Origin of the sequence: Arthrobacter sp. CDRTa11 (assembly GCF_026427775.1) — a bacterium.
GTDB lineage: Bacteria > Actinomycetota > Actinomycetes > Actinomycetales > Micrococcaceae > Arthrobacter.
This window is the reverse complement of record NZ_CP044532.1, coordinates 4,435,651-4,461,859: the sequence shown is the minus strand read 5'-3', so window position 1 is coordinate 4,461,859 and position 26,209 is coordinate 4,435,651. Positions and strand designations below refer to the sequence as shown.

Here is a 26,209-nt window from a genome sequence, read left to right as displayed (position 1 = left end):
TTAGGTTACATCATACAGTAGTGACGGACAGAAGTATCGTACAGTCCAGACCGACACTAGTGTCCGACAATCCGAGGAGTGCACATGATTGAAGACCCGACAGGGCAAGAAGCAGTGACTCGCAGTTACTTGCGGATTCCCGGGCTCCCTGATCGGGACCTGGAGGTGCCCTATATCGAGATCCGAGGCCGCGAAGCCGGGCCTCGACTGACGGTGCTCGCGGGCGTGCACGGCTGTGAATACGTGGGTATGGCTGCCCTGCGGGAGTTCGTTGCGGAGGTCAACCCGGCCAAACTCAGCGGGGTCATCACGGCAGTTCCGGTGGTCAACCTCCCGGCTTACACGAGCCGGACGCCCTTCGTCGTTCCAGCCGATGGCAAGAACCTCAACAGGTGCTTTCCAGGCGACACCAAGGGCACTTACTCCGACGTGCTTGCACATCATGTTTTCGAACGCTTCATCCGTGGAGCCGACTATCTCATCGACCTGCACTCCGGGGACGTGCCGGAAACTATCGAACCACTTGTCGTCTACGACGAGTCACCCGTCAGTGAGGCTGCGCGGCAGATGGCTGTGGCGTACGGAATCCAGCACGTGATCAAGCAGCCGGCCGCGGGAAGGGTTACCGCCGGAACCACGAGTTCCTCTGCCGCCGACGTCGGCGTACCCGCGATCACCGCGGAAGCTGGCGGCAACGGCATCCTGGACCGCCAGGCGATCGCCACCCATGTGAGGGGCCTGCGGAATGTGGCCGCGACCTTGGGAATGCTCCCGTATGAGGTGGAGCAAGCGCCCCGCCAGATCGAGCACGACCACGGGTGGAACTGGATCCACACCCCCGTAGGCGGATGGTGGGAACCGCTCGTCGAACTTGGCAAACGTGCCGAAAAGGGCGACGTGCTCGGACGGGTCAGTGACCTGTTCGGTGACGTCATCCACGAAGTGAAGGCGCCGGAAGCCGGAATTCTCATGCTTATCACCACGAGCCCCGCGGTCGCCGCGGATGGACTCCTGACAATTCTGACCCGGGAGGTCGCAGAATGAGCACCACCAAGAAGCGCGTCGCCGTTATCGGCCTCGGCACCGCCGGCAGCATGTCCGCCTGGCGCCTCGCGGCGCGGGGCGCAGAGGTCGTCGGGTACGAGCAGTTCGGAATCGCTCACGACCGGAGCGCCCACGCGGGCGAATCCCGCATCTTCCGTACCGCGTACTTCGAAGACCCGGAATACGTGCCGCTGCTCCGCACCGCCAAATCACTGTGGCGTGAGCTCGAGGGCGAGACAGGAACCGAACTGCTCGCCCTCCGCGGCAATCTCATGCTGGGGGACTCCTCGTCGCAGATGGGGAACGTCAGTGACTCCATTGACAAGTTCGGGGTTGATGCCTCTGTCATTCCGATCGAAGAGGCGCGCCACCGCTGGCCGCACCACCCCTTCCATGAGGGCGACGTCGTCGTCCTTGACCGCGAAGCCGGCTACCTGCGCCCCGAGCTGGCCGTCCTGCAAGCCGCCGCCCGGGCCCAGTCGCTGGGCGCGCAACTGCGCACCTACACCCCCGTGGAGGGGATCGAGGCCAAGGACGACGGCGTCTGGGTCACCGCTGCCGGCCACAGCGAGCGTTATGACCACGTCGTGGTTACCACCGGCCCCTGGGCCGCGAAGCTGCTCCCCGAACTTGCGGGGCTAGTTGACGTTCGCAAGGCGGTCTCTGCATGGTTCGTCGCAAAGGAACGCGGAGCCTTTGATCCGGCCAACTTCCCGTGCTTCATCCGCACGGCTCCTGAAGAGTATTACGGGCTGCCCGCGATGGACGGTAACGGGCTGAAGCTTGGCCTGTCCGGCACCGTGAACCGGCCGGTCCCTGACCCCGACGCCCTTGACCGGACGGTTCCGATCGACGAAGTCCAGGCATTTAGGGAACTCGTCGCGCAATCCTTCCCGGCCCTCTACCCGGACCCGGTCCGTGTCGCTGCCTACATGGAGGGTTACACCCCTGATGGGCACGGGATTGTCGGGCCGCTCGGTGGCGGGGAGCGCCTTACCGTCGTCACGGGGCTGTCCGGACACGGGTTCAAGCTCGCACCGGCGCTCGGGGAAATTGCCGCGGACTACGTCCTCAACGGCTCCAGCCATAACACCATCCCGCTCCTGAGCCCCGAGCGGTTCCTTGCAGTGCCAACCTCGTCGACGAACCAACACCACTGAACTGGCTTCCCAGCAACCACATAATCCCCTACCGAAATGATTTAAGGAAAGCATCATGAAGACACAAAACAAGGTCCATACCGTTGCGGCAGCACTTGCCCTCCTCCTTACCCTGAACGCCTGTGGCAGCGCTGCCAGTGGCGAACCTTCGGCCACATCCACCGAACTGGGCCTGAGGGACATCTCCGAGGGCATCCAGCCCGATCCGAAGGCTGTGAGCCTCCTGCCGCAGTCGTACAAGGACAAAGGCGAGCTCACGGTCGCCGCGGACCTGCACTACCCGCCGACGGTCTTCCTTGCCGAGGACAACCAGACCCCGATCGGCCTCAACCCGGACATCACCCGGCTCATCGCCAAGAAGCTCGGGGTGAAGGTGAAGTTCGTGGACACCAAGTTCGACACGATCATCCCGGGCCTGGATGGTGGCCGCTTCGACTTCACCGTATCGACCATGGCCAAGACGGACGAGCGGCTCAAAGTCGTGGACATGATCGACTACTTCAAAGCGGGCAGCTCCATCGGAGTGAACGCCGGAAACCCGCAGAAACTCACCAATGAAACCCTGTGCGGGAAGAACGTCGCCGTCACGCAGGGCTCGACCGGTCAGCTGTTGCGCCTCCCGGCCCTGAACGAGATGACCTGTGTCTCCAAGGGACAGCCGGCCATCAACCCCGTGACGCTGCCCAACATCCAGGAGGCCCTGGTCCAGCTGCACTCCAAGCGGATCGACGCCATCCTCTACGACACCACCGCGCTGGCGTGGGCACAGACCAAGCAGCCCGACTCCTTCACGATGCTCACCCCTCCGCTTAACGTCGGTGGAACCGGCATCACCGCTGTGGCCCTGAAGAAGGGCTCGGAGCTGACACCGGCTATCCAGGCAGCAGTCCAGTCCATCCTCGCCACCCCGGAATACAAGGATTCCCTCAAGACCTGGGGTCTCGAGTTCGGGGCCATCACCGACGCCAAACTCAACTAGCGGGGGTGCCTGAATGACAACGTTCATCAACAAAAGAAGCACAGCCACCATGAGCAGCATCGATCCAGCCCTGAAGCCGCGGCTTCGGCTCCGGACCCGCTCCGAGTACGCGTGGTGGATTGTCAGCATCCTCGTCGGCATCGGGATCCTCAGCTCCGTCGTGACCAACCCCAACTTCAAGTGGGGCATCGTCGGGAAGTACTTCTTCGCAGAGTCGATCCTGCGCGGACTCATGCTCACGATCTTCCTTACAGTCGCGAGCATGGCCTTGGGAACGCTGCTGGGGCTGGCCCTGGCGATCATGCGGTCCTCCAAGGTGAAGCCGATCGCCCTGGCCGCCGGACTCTACATCACCCTGTTCCGTGGCACCCCCGTGCTGGTGCAGCTGATCTTCTGGTTCAACATCGCAGCCCTCTACCCGAACCTAAGCATCGGGATCCCGTTCACCGACATCGGCACCGCCATCGACATGAACGCCCTGATGGGCCCGATCACCGCGGCCCTGGTTGGCCTGACCCTCAATGAGGGCGCCTACATGGCCGAGATCATCCGCGGCGGGTTCTCCTCGGTCGGCAAGGGTCAGATTGAGGCCGCCGATTCCCTGGGCATGAGCGCCGGCATGAGGATGCGCAAGGTCATCATCCCGCAGGCGATGCCTTCGATCATCCCGGCCACCGGTAACCAGGTCATTGGCATGTTCAAGGGAACGTCGCTGGTCAGTGTGCTGGGTGTTGCCGAGCTGCTCCAAAGCGCCCAGCTGATCTACGCCCGCACCTTCGATACCATCCCGCTGCTGCTGGTCGCCAGCCTTTGGTACCTGGTGATGACCCTGCTGCTGAGCTACCCGCAGTCCAAGCTCGAAGAGAAATACTCCCGTGCAACTTCCCGGCTTCCCCGGAAGGCGAAAAAGGTTGTGCTGACAGAACCGGAAGAAGGTAACCTCCGATGAGTAACGACGGCACCATTCTTGCCCAGAAGATCCGCAAGTCCTTCGGAGCCAAAACAGTCCTGAAAGACATCGATCTGGAGATTGCCAGCGGCGAGATCTGCTGCATCATTGGCCCCAGCGGCTCGGGCAAGTCCACTGTCCTGCGCTGCATCAACGGCCTGGAAACAGTCGATTCGGGAGTTCTGAAGGTCAACGGCGAAGACTTCGGCTACTACGAAACCGAGCGCGCCTACCACGCCCACAGCACTAAGAAGCTGGCTGAGCAGCGCACCAGGGTGGGCATGGTCTTCCAGTCCTTCAACCTCTTCCCCAACATGACCGCGCACGAAAACATCATGTCCGGCCCCGTCCTGGTCAAGCGTGCTGATAAGAAAGAGTCAGCCAAGCGGGCGCACGAACTCCTCGCCAGCGTCGGCCTGGCCGGGTTCGGGGACTACTACCCGGCCCAGCTCTCCGGCGGGCAGCAGCAGCGTGTCGCGATCGCCCGCTCCCTGGCCATGGACCCGGAGATCATGCTCTTCGACGAGCCCACCTCCGCCCTGGACCCGGAAAAGGTCGGTGAAGTCCTGGCCGTTATGAAGGACCTCGCGAAGAAGGGCATGACCATGGTGGTGGTCACGCACGAAATGGGCTTTGCCCGCGAAGTTGCCGACACGCTGGTCTTCATGGACGACGGCTACATCGTCGAACGCGGCGACGCGCGCGAAGTCCTCGGCAACCCGCAAGAGCCCCGCACCCAGTCCTTCCTCGAGAAAGTGCTTTGAAATGACAGATGGAAAGCTGGCCGTCATCGGTCTCGGCACCATTGGCAGTATGTCCCTGTGGCAGGCCTCCCGCCTGAGCGACGAGGTAGTCGGCTTCGAAGCGCAGGTTCCTGCCCACGGCCGCAGTGCCGTGGGAGGGGACACCCGTCTGTTCCGGATGCTCAACCTCAACCCGGCCTTTTACCCGATCCTGCAGCGCTCCCAGCGTCTCTGGGCTGAGCTTGAGGAGGAGACCGGACAGGACATCCTCCTGCGCTGCGGCGGGATCTACATCGGCACCGAGAACGGCTCCTACATCCCTCAGTTGCTCGACTCGGCGCGGACCACCGGTGCCGCCCACGAGATTCTCTCCCGGGCTGAGATGGCCGAACGGTACCCGCAGCACAACCTGCGTTCGGACGACATCGGCGTGTTCGATCCCAACGGCGGCGCGTTGCGAACGGACCGGGCCGTCACGGCGGCGATTTCCGCGGCCCAGGCTAACGGGGCAACAGTCCACACCAACACCCCCATCGACAGCATCACCGAAACCGCCGACGGCGTCCTCATCACCTCGGGCGAGAAGTCCTGGACGTTCGAGAACGTGATCGTTTGCTCCGGCGGATGGTCCCGGCGGCTCCTGCCGGAGTCTCTGCAGGCGCACACCCAGCCGAACAGGGTCTTCCTTACGTGGTTCGTCGCGAAAGATCCCGCGCTCTTCTCCCCGGATCGGTTCCCCATCTTCGTCCGGCTCTCCGGAGACTACTCCATGTACGGTGCACCTGCAGTTGACGGGGCCACTGTCAAGGCAACGTTGAACTTCCGGCCAACCCCGACAGATAACCCCAATGCAGTTCCCAGGGAACTCACTCCGGCCGAAATCGCCGAGACGACCGAGACGGTGAGCGAGTTCTTCCCGGGCCTGTATCCGAACATCGTCCGGTCGGACGCGTTCCCGGACCTCTTTACCACCGACCGCAACCCGATACTCGGCCGTGTGGACGCGGACAGCAGGATCTACTGCGCCACAGGATTCTCCGGCGGCGGCTTCAAAATGGCCACCGGGTACGGGGAGATCGCCGCGCACGAGGCCCTGGGCAAGGAAATCTTCGAGGATCTCGACTTCCTTCGCCCGCAGAGGTTCATCACCACCTAGCCCGTCCCATTAGGCATGCGGCGTCCTGCCGCCCCGCAAGAAAGACTTGAAAACACATGACTATCACTAACGTCGGCCCGGCTTCGGATCGGCTCCGGGCCCTCGGCCTGGAGTTGCCCGTCCTCGCGGATAACCCCTACTACGTGGACCACCGGGCGGTGGACTCCAGCATCCACATCTCTGGCCAACTACCCTACAAGGACGGCGAGCTGCTGGGCACGGGCATTGTCGGCCGGGACGTGGACCTGGAAACCGCCCAGGAGCTCGCGCGCCATGCGGCGTTGAACTGCCTCGCCGCCGCTGTGCAGGCGGTGGGGGACCTGGACCGGGTCCGGATCGTGCAGATGCTGGTCTTCGTGGCAAGTACGCCGGACTTCGGCCTGCAGTCCCGGGTCGCCCAGGCTGCCAGTGAACTGCTCATCGAAGTGTTGGGCGAGAACGGGCGGCACGCCCGCACCGCGATCGGAGTCGCCGGGCTGCCGCGCGTCTCTCCAGTAGAGATCCAGATGATCTGCACCGAAGCGTAGCGGGCATCGAACAATAAGGAGTACAGCGTGAACCGCATTCAATCAGCACTCGAGGCTCTCCTCGAACGGATCGATACCCCCTCACCAATCATCCTGGCCGACGTCATGCAGGAGAACATCGACCGCATGCAGGCCTTCGCCGACGCCCAGAACCTGGACGTCAGGCCGCACGTCAAGACGCACAAGTGCGTGGAAATCGGTCGGCGCCAGGTCAAGGCCGGGGCGGCCGGAATCACCGTAGGCAATGTGGGTGAGGCCGAGGTCTTCGCCGCGGCCGGGTTCGATGACATCTTCCTCGCCTACCCGGTCTGGGCTGCCGGGACGAAAGGGCCGCGGATCCGTAAACTGGCCGAGACCACGCGGCTGCGGGTCGGCGTCGACAACGTTGCGGCGATCAACGCCCTCGCCGACGCGATGGGGGACAACCCTGAACTGCTGCAGGTCGTGATCGAGGTGGATTGCGGTGCCCGTCGCTCGGGGGCTCCTGCCGAGGCCGCGGGCGAGCTCGCTCTCGCCGCGCGCAACCGGGGCCTGGTCCCGGCTGGCGTCTTTACCTACCCGGGCCACGGCAGCGCCGGTCCGGACGCACGCAAGCGTGCCGCAGTGGACCAGGATGCCGCGCTCGTCACGGCAGTCCGCAGCCTCAGCGCAGTGGGGATCACTCCGGCGGTGGTCAGTGCCGGTTCCACTCCCACCGTGGAGTTCGCCACCAACAGCGTCATCACCGAGATCCGTCCCGGCGAATACGTGTTCAACGATCTGAACAACACCAGGCTCGGTGCCTGCACGGAGGATCAGATCGCGCTGTTCGTCGCCGGGACGGTGGTCAGCGACTGGGTCCCGGATCAGGTCATGGTCGATATCGGCACCAAAGCCCTCGGCCGTGAAGGCAGCGCAGAGATTGGCTACGGCGGCATTTCCGGCACTACGGCCGTGCTGTCCAGACTGAACGAATACCACGGGTTCCTCCCGCTTCCCTCCGGGGACTTCCGCCCGGGCGTCGGGACAGTGCTTCCGGTGGTGCCCAACCATGTCTGTCCCGTGGTGGTCAATTTCGAGGAGTACATCGTCACCGACAGCACGGGCACGACGCTGGAACGGTGGCCTGTCGATGCCCGGGGGTTCCTCAACTGATCGACCCCCGACTGACCGCTGGGGGACGGACTTCCGTCCCCCAGCCGCTACGCAGAAACAACCAACCCCACGATGGAGTGACCGACTTGAGACTTGATAAGACCACGGCCCTGGTGACCGGGGCCAACAGCGGAATAGGGCAGGCGGTATGTTCGCACTTCCGTAACGAAGGCGCCCGGCTGCTGCTCACCGGCCGCAGGGAGCAGCTCGACAGCGCCCAGCCCGATGACCTGTACGTCCCCGGAGACCTTAACGACGAGGCGTTCGTCGAAAGCCTCGCCCGCCAGGCGGCCGAGTCATTCGGCACCGTGGACGTCGTCGTCCTCAACCACGGCCTGCAGGTCACCGGCCCGCTCACCGAGATGGCGTATGAGGATGCGAAGAACGTGCTGCATAGCAACCTGCTCAGCTCCTTTTTGGTGATGAAGCACTTCGCGCCGCTGATGCCCGCAGCGGGTGGCTCGTTCGTCCTCGTCAGCTCACGCCTCGGCATGGTGGGCATGGCCGATCAGGTCCTGTACTCCGCGGCCAAGGGAGGCCTGATCATGCTCGCCAAGGGCGCGGCGATCGAATGGGCCTCACGCAACATCCGCGTCAACATCGTCGCACCGGGTCTGACCGCCACCCCGATCATCGAAGCATCAATCCAGCGCAGGGAGGACCCCGAGGCCTACCGGGCCCAGCGCGAAGGCCAGATCCCGCTCCAGCGCCTGGCCACCCCCGAAGAAATCGCCGACGCCATCCTCTTCCTCGCGTCGAAGGAGTCCTCCTACATCACCGGAGCGACCCTCCCGGTAGACGGCGGATACACCGCCTTCTAGCAACATCCAACGCGGCCCAGATACAAAACATAGGCCGTGGGAAGAACGCCGCTGGCTCACCCCCGCCTGAGCGGCTGCCCGTTGAAACAGCGGGGCCCGGTCACACAACCGGGCCCCGCACCCCTTTCCCGCAAAGCCCCCAACAGGAGCAACACCCATGAGTACTGGAACCACCCTGGATCTCACCGAAACCCGGCTGTTCATCGGCGGGGAATGGATACCATCGGGCACCGGCGCCACGCTGCCGGTTATCAACCCGGCCACCGGAGAAGCCATCGTGCACGTCTCCGACGCCTCCGTCCAGGACGGGCTGGCGGCACTGAACGCCGCCTGCGCCGCCCAGGACGCCTGGGCAGCAACACCGGCAAGGGACCGCGCCGACATCCTCGCCCGCACCTATCAGGGCATCCTCGCCCGCCGCGACGACTTCGCCCGCCTGATCGTGGATGAGATGGGCAAGCCCTGGTCCGAAGCCCAAAGCGAAGTGGACTACGGTGCCGGGTTCTTCCGCTGGTTCGCCGAATCCGCGGGCCGGATCCACACCGAGGGCCAGTTCGGCATTGAGCCGGGCTCCAACTATCACCTGGCCGTGTCCAAGCGCCCGGTGGGCCCGTCGCTGCTGATCACCCCGTGGAACTTTCCCCTCGCCATGGGCGCCCGCAAGATCGCGCCGGCCCTGGCCGCCGGCTGCACCACTATCCTCAAGCCCGCCGTCCAGACCCCGCTCACCTCCCTGCTGCTCGCCCAAGTCCTCGAGGAAGCAGGCGTCCCTGCCGGTGTCGTGAACGTCGTGGTGACAAGCAATTCCCGGGACCTGATCGGCGCCATCATGAACGATGAACGGATCCGGAAGATCTCCTTTACCGGCTCCACCCAAGTCGGCCGGGTGCTCCTGGCCCAAGCCGCGCAGAACGTCATGAACACCTCCATGGAACTCGGCGGGAACGCACCGCTGATCGTTTTCGACGACGCCGACCTCGACGCCGCCATCGAAGGTGCCTACCTCGCCAAGCTCCGCAACGGCGGCCAGTCCTGCGTCGCGGCGAACCGGATCTACGTCCAGTCCGGCATCGCGGCCGAGTTCACCAAACGGTTCACCGAACGCCTCGCCGCCGTCACCGTAGGCAACGGCCACGAACCCGGCACCGGCCTCGGACCACTGATCGATGACAAACAACGCGCAACCGTCCACAGCCTCGTCACCGACGCCGTGGCCAAGGGCGCCACCTGCCTCACAGGCGGCCAGATCATCGACGGCCCCGGCTACTACTACCAGCCAACCGTCCTCACCGACATCCCCGCCAACGCCACGATCAGGGAAGAGGAAATCTTCGGCCCGGTCGCGGCGATCTACACCTTTGTCACGGAGGGTGAAGCTATCGCCGAAGCGAACGCCACCCCCTACGGCCTGGCCTCTTACGTCTTCACCCAGGACCTCGCCCGGGCACTGCGCGTCGCCGACGCGATCGACGCCGGCATGACCGGAATCAACCGCGGACTCATCAGCAACCCCGCAGCCCCCTTCGGCGGCACGAAACAATCAGGCCTCGGCCGCGAAGGGGGCATCGAAGGCCTCGAGGCCTACCAGGAAACCAAATACACCGGCATCCAACTCTGACCCCAGCCGAATGAACCCAAAGGGAAGAGCAAACCATGGACAAATACCCCAAGTGGAAGCGCCTCATCGGGCTGCCCGTCGAAATACGCCAGGCCGGCCACACGGTGGCCGCCGGAACCGTCGATGACGCCATGCCCGACTCTTCCATCCTGTGGCTGGCATTCAACGGCACCCGGCTCCGGACAATGTACGAAAGGTCATTGAAGTACGAGGCATGGGTGGACCTGGACATCCTTCCGAAAAAGCGAACCAGTCCCAACAACGAAGAGAGCAGCGGTGTGAGTGAGCAGGCTCGGAATACATCCGAGGCAGCTATTGGGGGCTAGATAGCGCCGGGACTTGCACGCGTTCTCTAGCCCCCTTCAGTGATGGTCAGTTAGCGGCTGTAGTGGACGCGTTGGACGGGCGGGTCCAAGGGCCGGTGATGGCAAGCGTGAAACCGGGGGACTGGATGTTCGCGAAGAGCCATTTGCCGTCTTTGCTGAACGCCGGGCCGCAGAACTCTGAGTCGTTGAATTCGTTGCGTGCCAGTGGGTAGGACATCCCCTGGTCAGTAACGCCCACCAGGTGGGAGACGCCGTCGCCGTCCTCGGCCAGGATCAGGCCGCCCTGGGGTGCGACTGTGATGTTGTCGGGACCGTCGAAGTGTCCCAGCTGCTCGGTATCGGGGTTGACGCCGAAGATGGTGGTGAGCGTGATGCTCTCGGTGGCGGGCTCGTAGAGCCAGACCTGGCCGTCGTGTTCGTTAACGGAACCGTCGGAGTTCCGGGCGAAGCTGGAAACAAAGTAGGCGCCGCCGTCGCCCCACCACTGCCCTTCGAGCTTGCGGGCCCGGGTGATCTGGTCATTGGTGAACTGCTTGCGGACGGAGGTGGTGCGGGCATCGCGGTCCGGGACGTCCACCCATTCCACCTTGTAGCGTGTGCCTACCTCGGTGGCTTCGGACAGGTCCTTGATGTGAGTGGATCCGCGGTAGCACTTCATGGCGTGAAGCTGCCCAGCAACGTCGCCGCCAGCGGATCCGGCGAGGGCGTGCAAGGCACCCTTGCCCGGGATGAAACCGGCGGGCGGGGTCCAGCGCAGGTATAGGCCGTTGGGGTTGCCCGCATCTTCGGTGAGGTAGATCTGCGTGGTGGCGGGATCGATGGCCACAGCCTCGTGTGAGTAGCGGCCCAGGAACTTCAGCGGAATGGCGGAGCGGCCAATGTTGGCCGCCCTGCTGGCAGGGTCAACCTCGAACACGTAGCCGTGGTCCTTGGTGTTGGTTCCGGAGCCGGCGCGGGCCTCTGTCTCCTCGCACGTCAGCCAGGTGCCCCACGGGGAGATGCCGCCGGCGCAGTTGTTGTTGGTTCCGGCCACCGAGGTGTACTGGCTGATGCGGTTTCCATCAGAATCCACAAGGATGGTGGACGTGCCGCCCTTGGCTCCGGGGTCATATGTGATGCCCTCGACGACCGGGACGGGGAAGGGCTCAGAGCCGCTGTTTTCGTGGTTGCAGATCAGCACGGACCCGCCGTTGGGACCGTCGAAAACGCCGATGCCGTCGGGATCGGAGGGATGGAATCCTTCAGCGGTGGCGGTCTGCCCGGAGCGGGCGAGCAGGTTGTAGGAGAAGCCTTCAGGCAGCGCAAGGATCCCTTTGGGGTCCGAAACGAGTGTGCCGTAACCGAACGCGTTGCGGGTTGCGGCATTTGCAGGGCGGGCGAAGGGGGCCAGGCTTCCGGCGCCTGCGAAGGCGAAGCCCAAGGCAGTGGCACTGGCGCCGGCACCCAGGAAATTGCGGCGGGAAAGGGGAAGTGACATCGGAGCTCCTCAGGAGGCAATTGGGGGTTGTCGCAAGCTGAGTTTGTCCGGCAATCATGAACGTGGGGCAACTGCAGAGTGACGGGTGTACGGACGTTGGCACGGGGTGCGCGACATCGGCGCAATGGGATCCACGTCGTCCCAGCGTCCGATCACTAACCAGTCAGTGACTTATGGCAACCGCGAGGGCCGCAACAGCGTGGGCTCACCGGCAAGCGCCGGCTCAAGCGGCACAGGGCTGATCAGCACCGCAGGGCCGCGGTGGAGAATCCCGTTTGAGAGCACCTGGCAACGCACCCCGCCCCGTCCGCGCATGGCCTTGTGCGCTCCCGGGGCCAGCATATGGTCCATCCACGCGCAGGGGTTGGCGGGACGTCCGGCCTTCAGCCGCACCACGTCCCCGCGCGATTCCAGCGAGAACTCCTGGCCAAGCAGCGGAGCCAACTGCACACCGCGAAGGACCACATTGCGCCGGGTCAGCAGCGGATCAAGAGGCGCCGTCCCCAACTCGGCGGCAATCGCTTCCAAGGCCTCCACCGCGAACAGGGTGACCGCGGCATCCATGTGGGCGGCCTTGCCAAAGAACCTGTCACCCACGATGCCCTTGCCGGCCACCAGTTCCGCTTGTTCGGCGTCGGCGGTCGGAACATCCGCAGCCCCTTCATGTGCCCGGCCGAAGTAGGCGTGCGCAGGAGAGACGAGGAGGTGCAGGACTTCAACGTCGTACCGGTAGGTTGCCGTCATGCCTTAAAGCTATCTCGCCAAAGGATGGGACAGCACACCATCCTCGGCGGTGCCCGCCACGAATCCCTGTCATGAACAATTACAGCCCGGCGGCGCAGGAACGGGTTCGGGACGCCGCATACGATGCAGTCGAAAAGGTCCTCAACAGCATGTTCGAGCCGTTGAACCGGCACGCGCTCACCGCACGCTGGCACCAGGCCTGCGAAGCCATGGAAAAACACCTGGAAGCGCAGGACAACGGCGAAGAGTAGGCGGCCTGTAACAGCCCAGGCGTTACCTGCGCTGGAGGTTCCAGTGCCGGTTCTTGCGGGCCGGTTCCCCCGGTGCTAAAGAGTCTGTATCGGCACTCTGCGTCCAGGCTGTAGAGGTTGGAGGGTGGGGGCTTTGATCGATTCGGGCTCGTTCGTTATCAAGGCGTGGAACCACGTAGTGGACTTCGTGGTGCAGCAGGAAAACGGGGAAACCCTCAGGGTCCCGCTGGTTTATACCGGCGTCCGCGCGGGGCCCATTCACTTGCGCGTGGAGTTCCTGGAATCCCGCGAGGAAGCGGATGTCTTCGATTGGGAGGATCTTCTTGAGTTGTCCCTCGCCCTTCCTGCTGGCCGCGCCTACTTCGGCGAATCCGGCGGGGCCGACCGGCATGAAGTGGGGACGATTCCTGCCGGGGAGGAAGGCGCGTACCGCGCCCGGCTCCACGCCATGGGCAGGGACAGGGCCTTTGACGCTCCCGTGAAGTCGCCGAGGGAACGCCACCTGGTGCAGTTGTGGAAGGAACCGCAATCGCCTGTGGCCGTCCTGGCGTCAGGATCCGAACATGCGGTGGGCGCAGCCCGGCTGGCGAAAATGTGGCATCAGGAGTAGCAGCCAAGGCCCAAGCGGTGCAGGTGGCAAAGCGACCCCGCAGCCAAGCGGCGGAGTGGCCCAGCAGCCCAGCCGGCCGCCACAACCGGAAAGCAAAGAAACAAAAATTACCCCTTGACGGTGTGATCTACGTCGCGTAGATTGTTCAACAAGTTCAGATTGTTCAACAATGTAGCTACCCGCACGGGTCCGGACTTGCGTCAGCCGCCTCCACGGAACTGACGTGAAGCCGCACTCCAACTGCCTCTTTCCCAGCCTGCAACTTACTGGCTGAACAGCAGGCGCCCCAGCAGCCATCCGCCCGCATCCGGATGGCATCCACTCTCTTCCTGGAGGATCACAATGGCCACCCCACCACTACCGGGTTCCGGTACGCCGGCACCCTTTGTAGGGCGCAAGGGCATGTACAAGGCATTTGCTGCCAGCCTGACCGGAACCGCGCTCGAGTTCTACGATTTCGCCGTCTACTCCGCAGCAGCGGCGATCGTGTTCCCGCTCATCTTCTTCCCCGCCTCAGACCCTGTCACTGGAACGCTGCTGGCCTTCTCAACGTACGCCGTGGGGTACATCTCCCGCCCAGTGGGCGGCATCATCTTCGGCCGGCTGGGGGATGAGATCGGCCGGAAGAAGATCCTGGTGATCACGCTGATGCTGATCGGTGTGGCCACGTTCCTGATCGGCCTGCTTCCCACGTACGACAACATAGGCATCGTGGCTCCGGCCATCCTGGTCTTCCTCCGCTTTGCCCAGGGTGTGGGCGTGGGCGGCGAATGGGGCGGCGCGGTCCTGCTCTCCAGCGAATTCGGCGATCCCAACAAGCGCGGCTTCTGGGCCTCCGCAGCGCAGATCGGCCCGCCCGCCGGCAACCTGATGGCCAACGGCGCGCTCGCCGTCCTCACCCTGGTCCTGACCGAGGAAGCGTTCCTGGACTACGGCTGGCGGATCGCGTTCCTGATCTCGGCACTTCTGGTGGCCTTTGGCCTCTGGATCCGCCTCAAGCTCGAGGACACACCCATCTTCCAGGCGATGGAAGCCAGGGGAGACAAGCCCAAGGCCCCCATCCGCGAAGTGCTGGCCACGCAGCGCCGGCCGCTCATCGCCGCCATGCTCAGCCGCATCGGCCCGGACGTTCTCTACGCAATGTGCACCGTCTTCACCCTGACCTACGGCATCCAGGAACTCGGCTTCGACCGGGGCCAGGTCCTGGTGGCCGTACTCGTCGGCTCGGGACTGCAGATCTTCTGCATGCCGCTCGCCGGCGCCATCTCCGACCGCATCAACCGGCGCCTGGTCTACGGAACCGCCGCTGTTGCAGCCGCAGCCTGGGCGTACGTGTTCTTCATCGTGCTGGAAGGCCGGTCCCCGGTGATGCTCATCGTCGGAACGGTCCTGGGCCTGCTCTGCCACTCGTTTATGTACGGCCCCCAAGCGGCCTTCGTGGTGGAGCAGTTCTCGCCGCGGCTCCGCTCCACCGGCAGCTCGCTGGCCTACACCTTCGCCGGAATCATCGGCGGCGCCATTGCACCGTTTATGTTCACCCTGCTTCTGAGCACTTACAACAGCTGGGTCCCGGTTGCCATGTACCTCAGCGTTGCCTGCCTGCTGACCCTGGTGGGACTGGCCCTGGGCCGCGACTCCAACGTCGCCGAGGACGAGGAATACCTCCAGTCCTCGGTCGAAAGCAGCTCCGAAAAGACGGCGGGTGTGTCAGCATGAAGAAGCGCATCCCGGTTACGGAAAAGCTGGCCCGAAGGGTCATGAACCTGTCGGTGCCGCTCCACCAGTCCACCGGTACGCATTGCGAACTGTCCGGCATCTGGCAGAGCCCCACCGGAGTGCGCATCCAATTGTTTGAGGGCCAGCTCCTCCCGGCTGATGCCGGCAGGCCATGCCATTGGACGCATGTCGGCTTCCATGAGGCCAGGCCGGGTTCGCGCCAGGTCAGGTGGGCGGTACCGGAACCCCACCTCCTGTAGGTGCACTAAACGGCAGCGGACGACGGCGGGATTTCCCGCCGTCGTCCGCTGCCGTTTAATGCCGCGTCTATTTTCAGTACAGGAAGATGTCGATCCATTCGCGGTTGTGAGCGTGGATCAGGACCAGGAACAGGACAAAATCGAAGAGCAGGTGGACGCACACGATGTACGACAGTGATTTGGTCAGCGTGAAAAGCTTCGCCTGGAGCAGCGCAAACGGGAAGATAAACAGGGGCGCGTAGGCGTGGAACCCCAGTTCCCACAGGAACGACGTAAAGAGCACCGCCTGCAGCAGGTTGGCCTGCCAGAAGGAAAGGTGCCGCCGCAGGAGCGTGAACGCGGTACAGATGAAGAACAACTCGTCCCAGATGCCCAGCACATTGGTGCCCAGGAAGAGGCGGCCGATGCCCTCCGGATCGCTGACGGCAGGCCAGTTTTGGTAGACGCCAGTCCGGATCATGTAGACCGGAATCACCGCATAGCCGAGCACCAGGACGGCGGGCAGGTACCACTTCTCGCCCCGGGTCCACGGCTGGCCTGTTCGCACCGGGAACCTGATGGCGTGGTCCTTGGTGACGTACCTCGAGACCGCGTAGGGGACCCCGACGGCCACGATCATGGCCGTGCCCATCACCAGCATGTGCTCGGTGCTGATGTCCGTAGTGATGGGAACCAGGCTCATGGCGGTCAGGCCCACCGCAATCAGCGCCAGGTCGGTGAAGAGCTTGCGGTTGATGAGTGCCGCAAGGACCAGCGCCGCCGCCAGCAGGATGAACCCGTTCAGGCGGTCCTCCAGCACGAACAGGATAAAGCCCGACGCCGACACGAGCGTTGCGGGGATCAGGGAGAGCTGCGGGCCTTCCGGCTCTGCCTGTTCTCCTGCCTGGAACCTGGGTACTGCCTCGGGTAGTTGCCTCATGCTGACCTCGGCTGTTTCAACTCGGGGGTGGCACTTCTCGATGATTGCCATCAAGTTTACTGGGCGTGAGGGCGGTTTAACCCGTGACAACTTAACCCTGACGACGACGGCGGGAGCTCCCGCCGTCGTCGATCCTGCCGTTCTAGCGGGTGACTTCCTCGAAAGTGGAGCCCTGCGGGACGTTGTGGTTCAGGCCAACCGTGAAGGTGTTGGGGCCGCTGCGGGTGATGGCGATGCCGCATTTGGCTGCTGCCGCGCGCGGGGACAGGTCCCGTACAACGGAGTCGAGGGTGTGGTCGATAGCTGTGCGGTCCCAGATTTTCAGCGTTACGGAATCAGTGGTTTCAAACGTCATTGTCAGTACTTTCACTCATGCAGTTGACGGCCCCACGTCGTCGAAGGACCGCATCCTCGTCGGTGAGGATTGCTGGTTACAGGTGTGCGGAAAACGGATTTCCCTTATTTATGGTTCATGGCGGCCAGCGGGGTTCGCAACTTTTCGGAGCCAAATGTGATCGATTACACGTCCGGTGCGGGGAGTGTGACAAAGGAGGGAGAGGATCCGCGGGACCTCCCGCCGTCGTCCGCCCTGATTACGACACCGGCAGGACGAAAGTGGCCGTTGTTCCCTCACCTTGGGTGCTGGTGAGACTGATGGATCCTCCATGGCCTTCGACGATGGTCTTGCTAATGGGTAGTCCGATACCGGCGCCCGGTATGGCTGTTTCACGGGACCTGGCGGAGCGGAAGAACTTGGTAAAGGCCTGTTCCTGGTCCTCCCTGCTCATGCCAATCCCCGTGTCAGTTATGGAACAGACAAGCTCCGTACCGGCTCGCCGGGCCAGTGCTGTGATCTTTCCACCGTGCGGAGAGAACTTGATGGCGTTGGACATCAGGTGGCCGAGCACCTGGCGGATCTGCACCGGATCCATGCGGGCGGTCAGCGCCTGTTCGGCATCGAGCACAAGCTCCAGGCCCTTTTCGGCGGCCTGGAGCCGAGCGGATTCGACAACGTGGGCCAGCAGAGGGGCAAGGTCAGCCTCCTGCAATGCGAGTTCGACCCGTTCGGACGCTACGGCGATCAGATCATTGACGAGGCCCAGAAGATGTGATGCGTTGCGGTGCACAACGCCGAGTTCGGGTTTGATCTCCTCGTAGCCAGGCTCATCAAGGATGAGCTCAAGATAGCCCAGGATGGATGTCAGTGGTGTCCGCAGTTCGTGTGACACGGTGGCCACGAAGTTATCCTTGGCGGCCAGCGCATTGATCAAAGCCGTTACGTCCACAAAGGTGACCACCGCGCCTCTGCCCGCATTGTTGACGGACGGCATCAGGTGGGCACTGACGGAATATGCCCTTTGTTCCTGCTCCGGACCTGCCCAATACAGCTCGTCTGTGAAGGTATCTCCCTGTACGGCACGCCTGACAGGGAAGTCCTCGGAGGGGACAGCGGTGGTCCTGTCGCTGAACAAGAGCAGGTGCGGGCCGTTCTCCCTGATCAGCTCAACGAGTGCCGGATCAGTGCGCATCGCCGTATTGGTCAGGACGCTGTGCCCATCCTTGTCGACTACCCAGACGCCCACTCCGACTGCAGAAAGGACAGCGTCCAGAAGCTGCTGGCGGCGGACACTTTCAGCGAGGGTATCCGCCAGGTCACGGTCCTTACGCTCCAAGGTTTGGCGCTGCCGGTGGAGTGCACCCGAAACCACATGGGCTGTGACGGCGATAGCAGCCATGATCAGCGGAAGAAAAATTGTCCGGACCATCGATCCCTGCATTGGATCGGAGCCAAGGGTTGCGGCCGGGACGAGGGTGCTCAGCACAACGGCCAGCACAGCCAGGGCAACTCCGACCCGGTGTCCGGTGACGGAGAGCCAGACCACCGGGAATACCAGCAGCAGGCTCATGACATTAAAGGTGGGGCCGCCGGCTTCCCGCGTGAATCCGATGGCGAGGCAGTCCAGGACGGGAATCAGCACATACGCCCCGGCTGGAAGTCGTTTCCAAGGGAGCGCGACGCAGAGCCCGAAGATTGCCGTATGCGCCAGCAAAGCCATCTGGAAGGGCTTGTCCGCCAAGGTTTCCGGGCTGAATACCGCTGCGGTGACAACTACAAGAACAACAGTTACAGAGAGTGGCAACTGGCTCAGTACCACTTTGCCGCGGGCGCCCAGGCCGCCGAAAAATGCGTCGAGTCTCTCGATGGGTTGAGGATCCTGTGTTAGCCCGGCGGTGCGCCGCCCACGCCCTATGGCGGGATCGCTTTTTTCTGGCATCCGATGCATCAGCCTGTCCCCCCGGCACAGTAACGATGGCCTCCGGCTGCCTGAAGGATGTGGAACCAACCCTATATGCAGGCGGATCTCGAAGCACCGAATTCCGGGAGGCTCCACGTCAAGGAAAAGGAATTGCCTGCAAGGACTACACCCTTTCGAATCGTTCCCTTGTCAGGAAAACAAGCTGTGCTTCCTTCTCCGCGAGCTGCACCTTGGCACCCAGCTCGAAGCCGCATGCCTGCAGCCGCTGGATCACTTTGGCGTTCCGGGCGTCAGGTTCGGCCACCACACGGTCCTTGGCGGGATCGGAGAGCAAATACCGGATCAGCCCTGAAATAAGGATGGGCGTGAAGTTGTGGACCGGTTGCGTGGCAGGAGCCAGCAGCAGGTGCAGGCCGGTGTCCCCTGGAAGGGCCTGGTACACCTCGCCCACCGGATCCTGAAGCGGTTCATAAGTCTGGAAGAGCCCCGCCGGCTTGTTCTCAACCGAGATCAGGTAGGCATGATGCGTATCCAGGCTGTCCACGAACGAGTAGATGTCCCTGACTTCATCCCGGCTCATGTTTTGCATGCCCCAGAACCTGGCGCGTTCCTCCTTCACCCAGCCATGGAGCAGATCGGAGTCAGCTTCAGGGATGAGCGGGAGAAGCCGAAGGGTGCCGAGGACCGGCAATGTCTCTTGGTAAACGGAAGGCCTGGAAGAGAGCGGAAGGGCAGTTTCAACGCTGGTCATTTGTCTCCTTGGTGAGCTGTTCCCAGTCGGTGAGGACAGGGACGAGGTCCCCAGCGGCCCACAGCGGGAGCTGGCTGGCGAAATGAGGGTGGCCGGGAACTCCGGAACTGCCGAACGGTACGATCCACCGGCTGTTGCCGCGGTCGGCCAGATCCCAGACATAGCGGGCCACCGGCCCCCGGAATGAGCCGTCGGTGACGCCCGGCAGGCTTTCCGTGGAAAGGACGCAGCCGGTGTCACCGGACAGTCCCGTCACGGGGACTGTTGTGGCTGCTGATGCGGTGGCCCTGTGTTCGGCGAGGGCATGGAGCGGCAGGACGGTGTGCGTTGTTCCCCACGTGGTGGTGCCCCCGGTTCCTGCCGCCACTTGTTCCAGGGCGTGGGCGGCTGCTCCGACGACGTCGATGCCGTGGTGGCTGCCCTTCGCGATCAGGGTTTCCAAGGCGAAACCGATCCGCGACTCCAGATGCAGCCAGGGTCCGAACAGGGGAGAGTAGACGTTGGGAGCCGCCAGCGGACTCAGCCTCGAGGTGCCTGCCAGGGCGAGAACCAGGACCGACCGCCAGGCGGCGAAGGCGCCGGCATCTTCGCTGTCCCCATCCATATGCCCGTCCCAGTCCAGCAGCCGTTCGCGGAGCGCCGCGGCCTCGGCGGACAGCCCAGTCAGCGCCTGGAGCAGGGCGTGGAGCGCAGGCCACGAACCGAGCCGGGTATCCATGTGGATTTTCTGCATCGCTGAGGCGTCCAGCGCGGGCCCGCCTTCCTCCAACAGGTGCCGGATCCGGCGGGCACGGTGTGCCGGGGCGAATTCCAGGCCCAGCCGGTCCCCGCCGCCGGACTCCCGGTCATTGGCATTCACCGCCAAAGTTGGCACCGAAGACCGCGGAAGTTCCTCCCAGCCTTCCACCCACTGATGCTCCTGGGACCAGGCCGGCGCAGGAAGAATACGGTTTTGAGCACTGCGGATCGGGACCTTCCCCGCTACAAACTGGCGCACTTCGCCGCCGGAATCCGCCACGAGCACACAGTTGACCGGCTCCACCCAGGTTTCCAGTACAGCTTCCACGTCCTTGGCGGAACGGCTCTGCAGCAGCGGCAGGAGGGCCTCAAAACCCAGCGTCCCCCCGGCCCGGGCGGGCGTCCGCAGACTGACGGCGCCGCCGTCGATACCGCCGGAGATGACCGGACCGTGGTCAGTTTCGATGACGTCGATGGTCTCGGGATCGGCACCGCGGACCTTGATGACTTCCTGGTGGTGGACGGGGACCGGCCGCCAGCCGGCGGGCCCGAGCGCCTGGAGTACGCCGCCGTCGTACCTAAACTGCTCGCTGTACAGGTCCTGGTAGTCAGCCATCGCGTTGGTCACGGCCCACGCGACTGTCCCGGCGTGGCCGAAGTGGGGCACGCCGGGGACACCCGGAAAGGCCAGCCCGACGACGTCGAAGTCCGGGCACGCCAGGCGCACCTGCTGGTACACGCCCGGCAGTTCCATCAGGCGGTGCGGATCTCCGGCAATAAGCGGGGAACCGGACGCCGTCAAGTGGCTGGCGGCTGCCCAGGCGTTGCTTCCGGCCCACACCGGGGCCTCAATGCTGAACAGCTCCACGGCGTCGGCCCCGAGGGTCTCGGCCACATGGGCGCGCCACAGTTTGTTGGGGAAGGTGCCGAACAGGATGTGATGGACCAGGAAGACGCCCAGCGGCGTCCAGGGCTGCCAAGCGGCAGCTGCTGTTTCCGCAGTCCTGAATTCGGGAGCCTGCCTGCGCCCGGATTCCAGGGCGTGGTTTACGCCGTCCACGTACGCGCTGCACCAGCGCTTGGTGCCAGCGTCCAGGTTTTCGAAGCAACGGCGGGCTGTATCGTCAAGCCGCACGCGGCGGGCAAAGCGGTCCCAGTGGAGCCCGTCCGCCCCCAGGTGCTCGGCCGTCCTGCCTTCCGAGCGCCACCGCTCCACCTCTATCTGCCAGGAACGGTCCATGGCCGCATTCAAGCCCTGCAGGAACGCGAGTTCGTCCACGCTGTCTGCCCGCAGGTGCGGGACTCCCCACTGGTCCCGGAACGTCTCAGAGGACATCGGCAACCTGAGGGCGGTTTGGTGAAGCAGGCACGTTCTCTCCCAAGGCTTTGTTAGGTAAGGCTTAGCTAACAGAAAGACTAGGACGAGGCTTCGGTGTTGCCAAAATCGGGCGGTAACAATGGAGCCCGTTGTTTTACCCTCATTGTCCGAAACCCCGGACGCAACGTAGCCGCTTTGGGGTGATGCTGCTCACAGCGCGTGCTCAGATTGATTGAAAGGTCGGGGGGCCTCGGAATCCGGTCGTCAAAGTGAGGAACAACCATGCAGGGCACAACAACAACGGGATCAGGAGGGTCGCGCGTCGAGCGCCGCTCCATTGACTTTGTCCCGGAAAACGAACGTCACGGTTCCCCGAAGCAGCAGTTCACGCTGTGGTTCGGTGCGAACATGCAGATCACAGCCATCGTGGACGGTGCGCTCGCGGTGCTGTTCGGAGCAGATGCCCTCTGGGCGATCATCGGCCTCCTGATCGGCAACCTTCTTGGCGGCGCCGTCATGGCGCTGCACGCGGCGCAGGGCCCCAAGCTGGGCCTGCCGCAGATGATTTCCAGCCGCGCACAGTTCGGAATTCTTGGAGCCGTCATTCCGCTGGTGCTTGTCATCATCATGTACCTCGGATTCGCCGCCACGGGTACCGTCCTGGCGGGGCAGGCCGTGGACGAAATCCTGCAGACCGGCACACCCGCCGTCGGCATGGTTATCTTTGGGGCGCTGACCATCCTGGTCGCCACGCTGGGGTACAAATACATTCACATGATGGGGCGCATCGCCACGATCGTCGGAGTGCTCGGCTTCACCTACCTGGGCATCCGGCTGTTCACCAGCCAGGATGTGGGAGCACTACTGTCGGCCGGCAACTTCGAGTTCCCCACCTTTCTGCTGGCCATTTCGCTCAGTGCAGGCTGGCAGCTGACCTACGGCCCCTACGTGGCTGACTACTCCCGCTACCTTCCTTCCACCACCCCGGCCCGCAAGACCTTCCAGGCGTCCTACTTCGGCACCGTGCTGGGCTCGCAGTGGTCCATGACGCTGGGTGCGCTCTTCGCCTCCCTCGCCCTGCCCAAGGGGGAGCGGTTCCTGGACGGCCAGGTGGCCTTCCTGGGTGAAATGAGCGGTGGCGGGCTGGTTGCCGTGATCATCTACCTGGTCATCGTGATCGGAAAGCTCACGGTCAATACGTTGAACGCTTACGGCGGCTACATGACAATGCTGACGTCAGTCACGGCCTTTACCCGCAAAACCGGTGTAGCTGCCTGGACAAGGTTCGCCTACGTCGTCGGCTTCATTGGGCTCACGGTCCTGATTGCCGTCATGGCATCGCCTGACTTCATTGCCAACTTCAAGAACTTCGTGCTGTTGCTGCTGATGGTTTTCATCCCCTGGAGCTCCATCAACCTGGTGGACTACTACTTGATCTCCAAGGAGAAAGTGGACATCCCGGCCCTGTATGACCTGAACGGACGCTACGGACGCTGGAACAAGACCGCCTTGATCAGCTACGCGGTGGGGATCGTGGTGCAGATCCCGTTCCTGGCCCAGGCCCTCTACACCGGGCCGATGACCAAACTCCTGGGCGGGGCGGACATCTCCTGGCTCGTGGGGCTGGTAGTCACAGCACTGGTCTTCTACCCGCTGGCCAAGCGGAATTCGAACGCACCGGCCCACATGATTTACCCGGCCGAAACCGCCCCTGAGGTGCTGGAGCCTGCGGCCAGCCCCGCAGTCACCGGCCGCGCGGTGTAGTTCCCGTCCTGATGCTGAAGGGTGCCCGGCCAGGGGTGGCCGGGCACCCTTTTCCGTTAGCTGCCTTGGTTTCTGTTATCCGCGAATACCCAGCCTGCGGGAAATCTCCCGGGCGCAACGGCTCACCTCGGGAATCCATTCGCGGGCCACGTCCTCGATCCGTATTGCCCGTTCTTCCGGCGTCTCGGCCGTCCTGGACCGGCGTGCCCCGCCGGGAGGAAACGCGCGGTTGGAAACTGTCAGTGTCACACTGGCCACGGGATAACGCTGGCGATCCAGGACTGCGACGGCGACGGATGAGAAGCCCGCGGTGACCTCGTCCTGTTCCCATGCGTACCCGAGGGAACGCGCCCGGGACAGCAGGTCCCGCAGGGCAGGCAGGGACTGGGGCCCGTTGCCGTGGCGGACGGTGAAGGCCTCAGGACCGGGAAACAGGGCTGCGACCTGGGCCGGATCCATTTGCGCCATCATCGCCCTGCCGCTGGCCGTCAGATGCGCGGGAAGCCGGACGCCCGTGTCCGTCACGAGGGGGCGCTGGCGTGGCGCACGTTCTTCGATGACGTAGACGACGTCCCGGCCGTGCATCACCGCAAGGTGGGCGGTACGGCGCGTCCTGGCAACCAGCCGGGCCAGCGGGTGGCGGGCAATGCGTTGGAGCGGCGCCTGGCGCGAATAGCCTGTCCCCAGTTCATGGGCAGTGACGCCCAGCGCGTACTTTTGCTCCTCCGGGAGGTGGACCAAAAAGCCGTCATCAACCAGTGCCGCGATCAGCTGGTACGTGGTTGACCGCGGGAGCCCCACGTCACGGGCGATGATCGAGGCAGCCACGGGGCCCGCCTGCTCCGCGACGTACCTGAGAATGGCCAGAACCTGGACAGCGGCGGGGGCCTTCGGTCGCAGGACAGAGCCAGTCATGATCCAACGATACGCGCCCATCTTGTCCGGGATGCCGGACAAAGGACGGGTTTATCGGGTCGACGACAGCGGCGTATACGTCAAGTTCCTGAGGGTGAGGTTTCCGCCGCCGGACACCAGCTTGAGGGCGCGTTCGTTCGACTTGGGGAATACCAGCGAGGTGAGCGTCTGCTCCCCGCCGTTGACGAACACTTCAATGGAGGAATGGTCAACGAAAACGGTCAGGTCCACCGTGCCGTTCCGTGCCGGAACCGAGGCTGTGCGCCTGTCGGTAAACAGGGGGCCAAGGTGTGCATCAGCGGCCGGCGGCTGCTCCCGCGACACGAAGGCGGCACCGTCCTTGAAGTTGTAGCCAACCGTGGCAAAGATCGAGTCGTCACTGGCAAACTGCAGCAGCGCCTCCGGTACGTCCTGACCGCCACGACCCGAATCCGGCTGTTCAACCGTCATGTCCAGCCGGTAGGCACCGCCCTCCAGGGAAGGGAGACCGTCAGTTCCCTCGCGTGTGATGGTCTGCGGACCGGACGACGACGGTTCTCCCTCGAGCCGGGCCAGGCTCCTGGACGGAGCTGAGGTGAGGGTTGGCCTGCCGTCGACGGTCTTGAGCCGGATGTCCCGGACGATGGAGTCCATTCCGCCGTGCCAGTCCGCGGTGGGGAGTTTGCGGGCGTAGTCCCAGTTGTTGATCCAGCCCAGGACCTGCCGGGACTGCATCTGCTGGCCTTCCGTGAGCCTGGGGTCGTTCCAGGAAACGGCGGCATAAAAGTCAGAACCCGCGTCCATCCACTGATGCTTCTCCTCGGCGGGAGTGAACGTTGTCCCGTCCCAGTCACCGGTCCAGTAGGCAACGCCGGTGGTCCTGCCTTCTTCGCTTCCGTTGGCGCTCGCCGCCAGGACCCAGGTCCGCTTGGCGGGGTCGCCGTCGACGTCCATCTGGAACAGATCAGGGCATTCAAGGATGCCCAGGCCGGACCGCTCGAAGCCAGAGGCGTACTGCCAGCTCTTGAGATCCTTCGAGGTGTACATGCCCAGCTTGTGGCCTTCGGCCAGGATCATCAGCCATTGTCCGTTCGCCTCATCCCGGACAATCTTGGGGTCGCGCCAGTGCTCGGCTCCGGGGTTTTCCATCACCGGGTTTCCGTCGTAGGAGGAAAAGGTGAATCCGCCGTCGGTTGAATAGAACAGTGACTGCCGTTGGACCCCCTGGTCCTGCTGGGTCAGGACGGAGATGACTGCGTCCTTGCCGAAGCCGGCAGTGTTGTTGTGGTCCACCACGGCACTACCGGTTTCGATGTCACCCAGCCCGTTTTTGTACTTTTGGATGGCAACGTCCTCGTCCTTCCACGTCACCAGGTCCGTGCTGGTGAGGTGGTACCACTCGGTTCCGTTACCCTCCGGATAGTCAGCGTTGTAGAGGTAGTAGTAGTGCCACAGCCCGTTGAGGAAAAAGGGGCGCTGGGGATCATTCATCCAGTCCCGCTCAGGAGTGATGTGGTAGCTCGGGCGGTACAGGGAGTCTCCGGCGGGCCGTTCCGGCGACGTTCCGGGCGCCGGCGAGCGGTCGATTCTGCCGAGGTCACCGAGCATGGCATCAACAGCTTCAGGGGTGATGCATTCCGGTCTGCGGATTTCCGCGGCTCCTGCCCGGGCGGTTGCACTGTCAACGCTGCTTCGAAGAAAGATCTCGTTTCCCGTCCGGGCAGCAGCCACCCATCCGTCAGCGCAGCTGATGCTGAGCAGATCATCCACGCCGGAGGCCTGGATGGGACGCACCTCCCCGAGGCTGCGGTCCCCACCCGACTGCCAGTACGTGCCGTACGTGCCGCGGGACGTTTTGAAGTCAGCCTGGGCGGCGGCAACAGCGTCGAGGGCCTTTTCTCCCCGGCTCTGGGCCTGGTCCGGCGTGTGAACGTTGGAAATAAGCACGGTTAAGGCAAGCAGCAGGGCGGTGCCGGCCGCTGCGGCTGCAATCCAGGTGCTCCGCTTGCTAAAGAGCGAAGAAAGATTCATCTTTTCGGACATCATGGCGAT

General features: G+C 63.8%; 25 protein-coding genes. 16 read left to right on the top strand and 9 right to left on the bottom strand.

The features are described from left to right. Positions 1–84: 84 nt before the first annotated feature. The 11 genes from F8G81_RS20265 to F8G81_RS20215 all read left to right on the top strand — a co-directional run bounded on the left by F8G81_RS20265 (position 85) and on the right by F8G81_RS20215 (position 10,457). On the top strand, positions 85–1,044 hold the full coding sequence (locus tag F8G81_RS20265; RefSeq protein WP_267276428.1) for a succinylglutamate desuccinylase/aspartoacylase family protein: 960 nt from the start codon (positions 85–87) through the stop codon (positions 1,042–1,044). Further along, positions 1,041–2,204 (top strand): N-methyl-L-tryptophan oxidase, encoded by a 1,164-nt coding sequence (gene solA / locus F8G81_RS20260; RefSeq protein WP_267276427.1) that lies wholly within the window; start codon positions 1,041–1,043, stop codon positions 2,202–2,204. Before F8G81_RS20265 ends, solA (F8G81_RS20260) begins: the two co-directional genes overlap by 4 nt. A 55-nt stretch (positions 2,205–2,259) precedes the next feature. Further along, on the top strand, positions 2,260–3,183 hold the full coding sequence (locus tag F8G81_RS20255) for an ABC transporter substrate-binding protein (protein ID WP_267276426.1): 924 nt from the start codon (positions 2,260–2,262) through the stop codon (positions 3,181–3,183). Positions 3,184–3,232: 49 nt separating this feature from the next. Continuing rightward, a complete protein-coding gene (locus tag F8G81_RS20250; protein WP_267276425.1) occupies positions 3,233–4,132 on the top strand; it encodes an amino acid ABC transporter permease in 900 nt (299 codons plus the stop codon). Continuing rightward, positions 4,129–4,896, top strand: a complete 768-nt coding sequence (locus tag F8G81_RS20245) for an amino acid ABC transporter ATP-binding protein (RefSeq protein WP_267276424.1) — start codon at positions 4,129–4,131, stop codon at positions 4,894–4,896. Before F8G81_RS20250 ends, F8G81_RS20245 begins: the two co-directional genes overlap by 4 nt. A 1-nt stretch (position 4,897) precedes the next feature. Next, positions 4,898–6,031, top strand: a complete 1,134-nt coding sequence (gene solA / locus F8G81_RS20240) for an N-methyl-L-tryptophan oxidase (protein WP_267276423.1) — start codon at positions 4,898–4,900, stop codon at positions 6,029–6,031. A gap of 56 nt (positions 6,032–6,087) precedes the next feature. Continuing rightward, the gene (locus tag F8G81_RS20235; protein WP_267276422.1) at positions 6,088–6,558 is read left to right on the top strand and encodes a RidA family protein; all 471 of its coding nucleotides are present in this window, start codon (positions 6,088–6,090) and stop codon (positions 6,556–6,558) included. Positions 6,559–6,585: 27 nt separating this feature from the next. Beyond that, positions 6,586–7,692, top strand: a complete 1,107-nt coding sequence (locus F8G81_RS20230) for an alanine racemase (RefSeq protein WP_267276421.1) — start codon at positions 6,586–6,588, stop codon at positions 7,690–7,692. An 86-nt stretch (positions 7,693–7,778) separates the two neighbouring features. Then, positions 7,779–8,513, top strand: coding sequence for an SDR family NAD(P)-dependent oxidoreductase (locus F8G81_RS20225; protein WP_267276420.1), 735 nt, complete (start codon positions 7,779–7,781; stop codon positions 8,511–8,513). A 157-nt stretch (positions 8,514–8,670) separates the two neighbouring features. Next, the gene (locus F8G81_RS20220) at positions 8,671–10,131 is read left to right on the top strand and encodes an NAD-dependent succinate-semialdehyde dehydrogenase (RefSeq protein WP_267276419.1); all 1,461 of its coding nucleotides are present in this window, start codon (positions 8,671–8,673) and stop codon (positions 10,129–10,131) included. Positions 10,132–10,166: 35 nt separating this feature from the next. Then, positions 10,167–10,457, top strand: coding sequence for a hypothetical protein (locus tag F8G81_RS20215; RefSeq protein WP_267276418.1), 291 nt, complete (start codon positions 10,167–10,169; stop codon positions 10,455–10,457). A 46-nt stretch (positions 10,458–10,503) separates the two neighbouring features. Here F8G81_RS20215 and F8G81_RS20210 read toward each other — a convergent pair whose 3' ends face one another. Beyond that, positions 10,504–11,934 carry an alkaline phosphatase PhoX gene (locus F8G81_RS20210; protein ID WP_267276417.1) on the bottom strand — a complete coding sequence of 477 codons (1,431 nt, stop codon included), beginning with the start codon at positions 11,932–11,934 and terminating at the stop codon, positions 10,504–10,506. 171 nt (positions 11,935–12,105) lie between these two features. Then, positions 12,106–12,678, bottom strand: a complete 573-nt coding sequence (locus F8G81_RS20205) for an MOSC domain-containing protein (protein WP_267276416.1) — start codon at positions 12,676–12,678, stop codon at positions 12,106–12,108. A gap of 71 nt (positions 12,679–12,749) precedes the next feature. On the opposite strand from F8G81_RS20205, the gene F8G81_RS20200 reads away from it, so the two are divergent. The 4 genes from F8G81_RS20200 (at position 12,750) to F8G81_RS20185 (ending at position 15,515) form a co-directional block, all read left to right on the top strand. Beyond that, complete coding sequence (locus tag F8G81_RS20200) at positions 12,750–12,929, top strand: hypothetical protein (RefSeq protein ID WP_267276415.1); 180 nt, start codon at positions 12,750–12,752, stop codon at positions 12,927–12,929. Between the two features lie 124 nt (positions 12,930–13,053). Continuing rightward, positions 13,054–13,539, top strand: coding sequence for a hypothetical protein (locus F8G81_RS20195; protein WP_267276414.1), 486 nt, complete (start codon positions 13,054–13,056; stop codon positions 13,537–13,539). Positions 13,540–13,881: 342 nt separating this feature from the next. Beyond that, on the top strand, positions 13,882–15,255 hold the full coding sequence (locus F8G81_RS20190; RefSeq protein ID WP_267276413.1) for an MFS transporter: 1,374 nt from the start codon (positions 13,882–13,884) through the stop codon (positions 15,253–15,255). Further along, entirely contained in the window at positions 15,252–15,515 is a 264-nt protein-coding gene (locus tag F8G81_RS20185; protein ID WP_267276412.1) for a hypothetical protein, read from the top strand. The genes F8G81_RS20190 and F8G81_RS20185 overlap by 4 nt, the downstream gene beginning before the upstream one ends. A gap of 73 nt (positions 15,516–15,588) precedes the next feature. On the opposite strand, the gene F8G81_RS20180 is transcribed toward F8G81_RS20185, so the two are convergent. The 5 genes from F8G81_RS20180 to F8G81_RS20160 all read right to left on the bottom strand — a co-directional run bounded on the left by F8G81_RS20180 (position 15,589) and on the right by F8G81_RS20160 (position 21,517). After that, the gene (locus tag F8G81_RS20180) at positions 15,589–16,434 is read right to left on the bottom strand and encodes a CPBP family intramembrane glutamic endopeptidase (RefSeq protein ID WP_267276411.1); all 846 of its coding nucleotides are present in this window, start codon (positions 16,432–16,434) and stop codon (positions 15,589–15,591) included. A 142-nt stretch (positions 16,435–16,576) separates the two neighbouring features. Beyond that, on the bottom strand, positions 16,577–16,789 hold the full coding sequence (locus tag F8G81_RS20175) for a hypothetical protein (RefSeq protein ID WP_267276410.1): 213 nt from the start codon (positions 16,787–16,789) through the stop codon (positions 16,577–16,579). 238 nt (positions 16,790–17,027) lie between these two features. Next, the gene (locus F8G81_RS20170; RefSeq protein ID WP_267276409.1) at positions 17,028–18,710 is read right to left on the bottom strand and encodes a sensor histidine kinase; all 1,683 of its coding nucleotides are present in this window, start codon (positions 18,708–18,710) and stop codon (positions 17,028–17,030) included. Positions 18,711–18,855: 145 nt separating this feature from the next. Next, the gene (locus F8G81_RS20165; protein WP_267276408.1) at positions 18,856–19,443 is read right to left on the bottom strand and encodes a GNAT family N-acetyltransferase; all 588 of its coding nucleotides are present in this window, start codon (positions 19,441–19,443) and stop codon (positions 18,856–18,858) included. Continuing rightward, a complete protein-coding gene (locus F8G81_RS20160; RefSeq protein WP_267276407.1) occupies positions 19,430–21,517 on the bottom strand; it encodes a penicillin acylase family protein in 2,088 nt (695 codons plus the stop codon). Before F8G81_RS20160 ends, F8G81_RS20165 begins: the two co-directional genes overlap by 14 nt. Positions 21,518–21,781: 264 nt before the next feature. Here F8G81_RS20160 and F8G81_RS20155 point away from each other — a divergent pair, with 264 nt between their 5' ends. Then, positions 21,782–23,263, top strand: a complete 1,482-nt coding sequence (locus F8G81_RS20155) for a purine-cytosine permease family protein (protein ID WP_267276406.1) — start codon at positions 21,782–21,784, stop codon at positions 23,261–23,263. 75 nt (positions 23,264–23,338) lie between these two features. On the opposite strand, the gene F8G81_RS20150 is transcribed toward F8G81_RS20155, so the two are convergent. Beyond that, positions 23,339–24,178, bottom strand: a complete 840-nt coding sequence (locus F8G81_RS20150; protein WP_267276405.1) for an IclR family transcriptional regulator — start codon at positions 24,176–24,178, stop codon at positions 23,339–23,341. A 51-nt stretch (positions 24,179–24,229) separates the two neighbouring features. Beyond that, positions 24,230–26,188 carry a glycoside hydrolase family 32 protein gene (locus F8G81_RS20145; protein ID WP_267276404.1) on the bottom strand — a complete coding sequence of 653 codons (1,959 nt, stop codon included), beginning with the start codon at positions 26,186–26,188 and terminating at the stop codon, positions 24,230–24,232. Between the last annotated feature and the right edge of the window lie 21 nt (positions 26,189–26,209).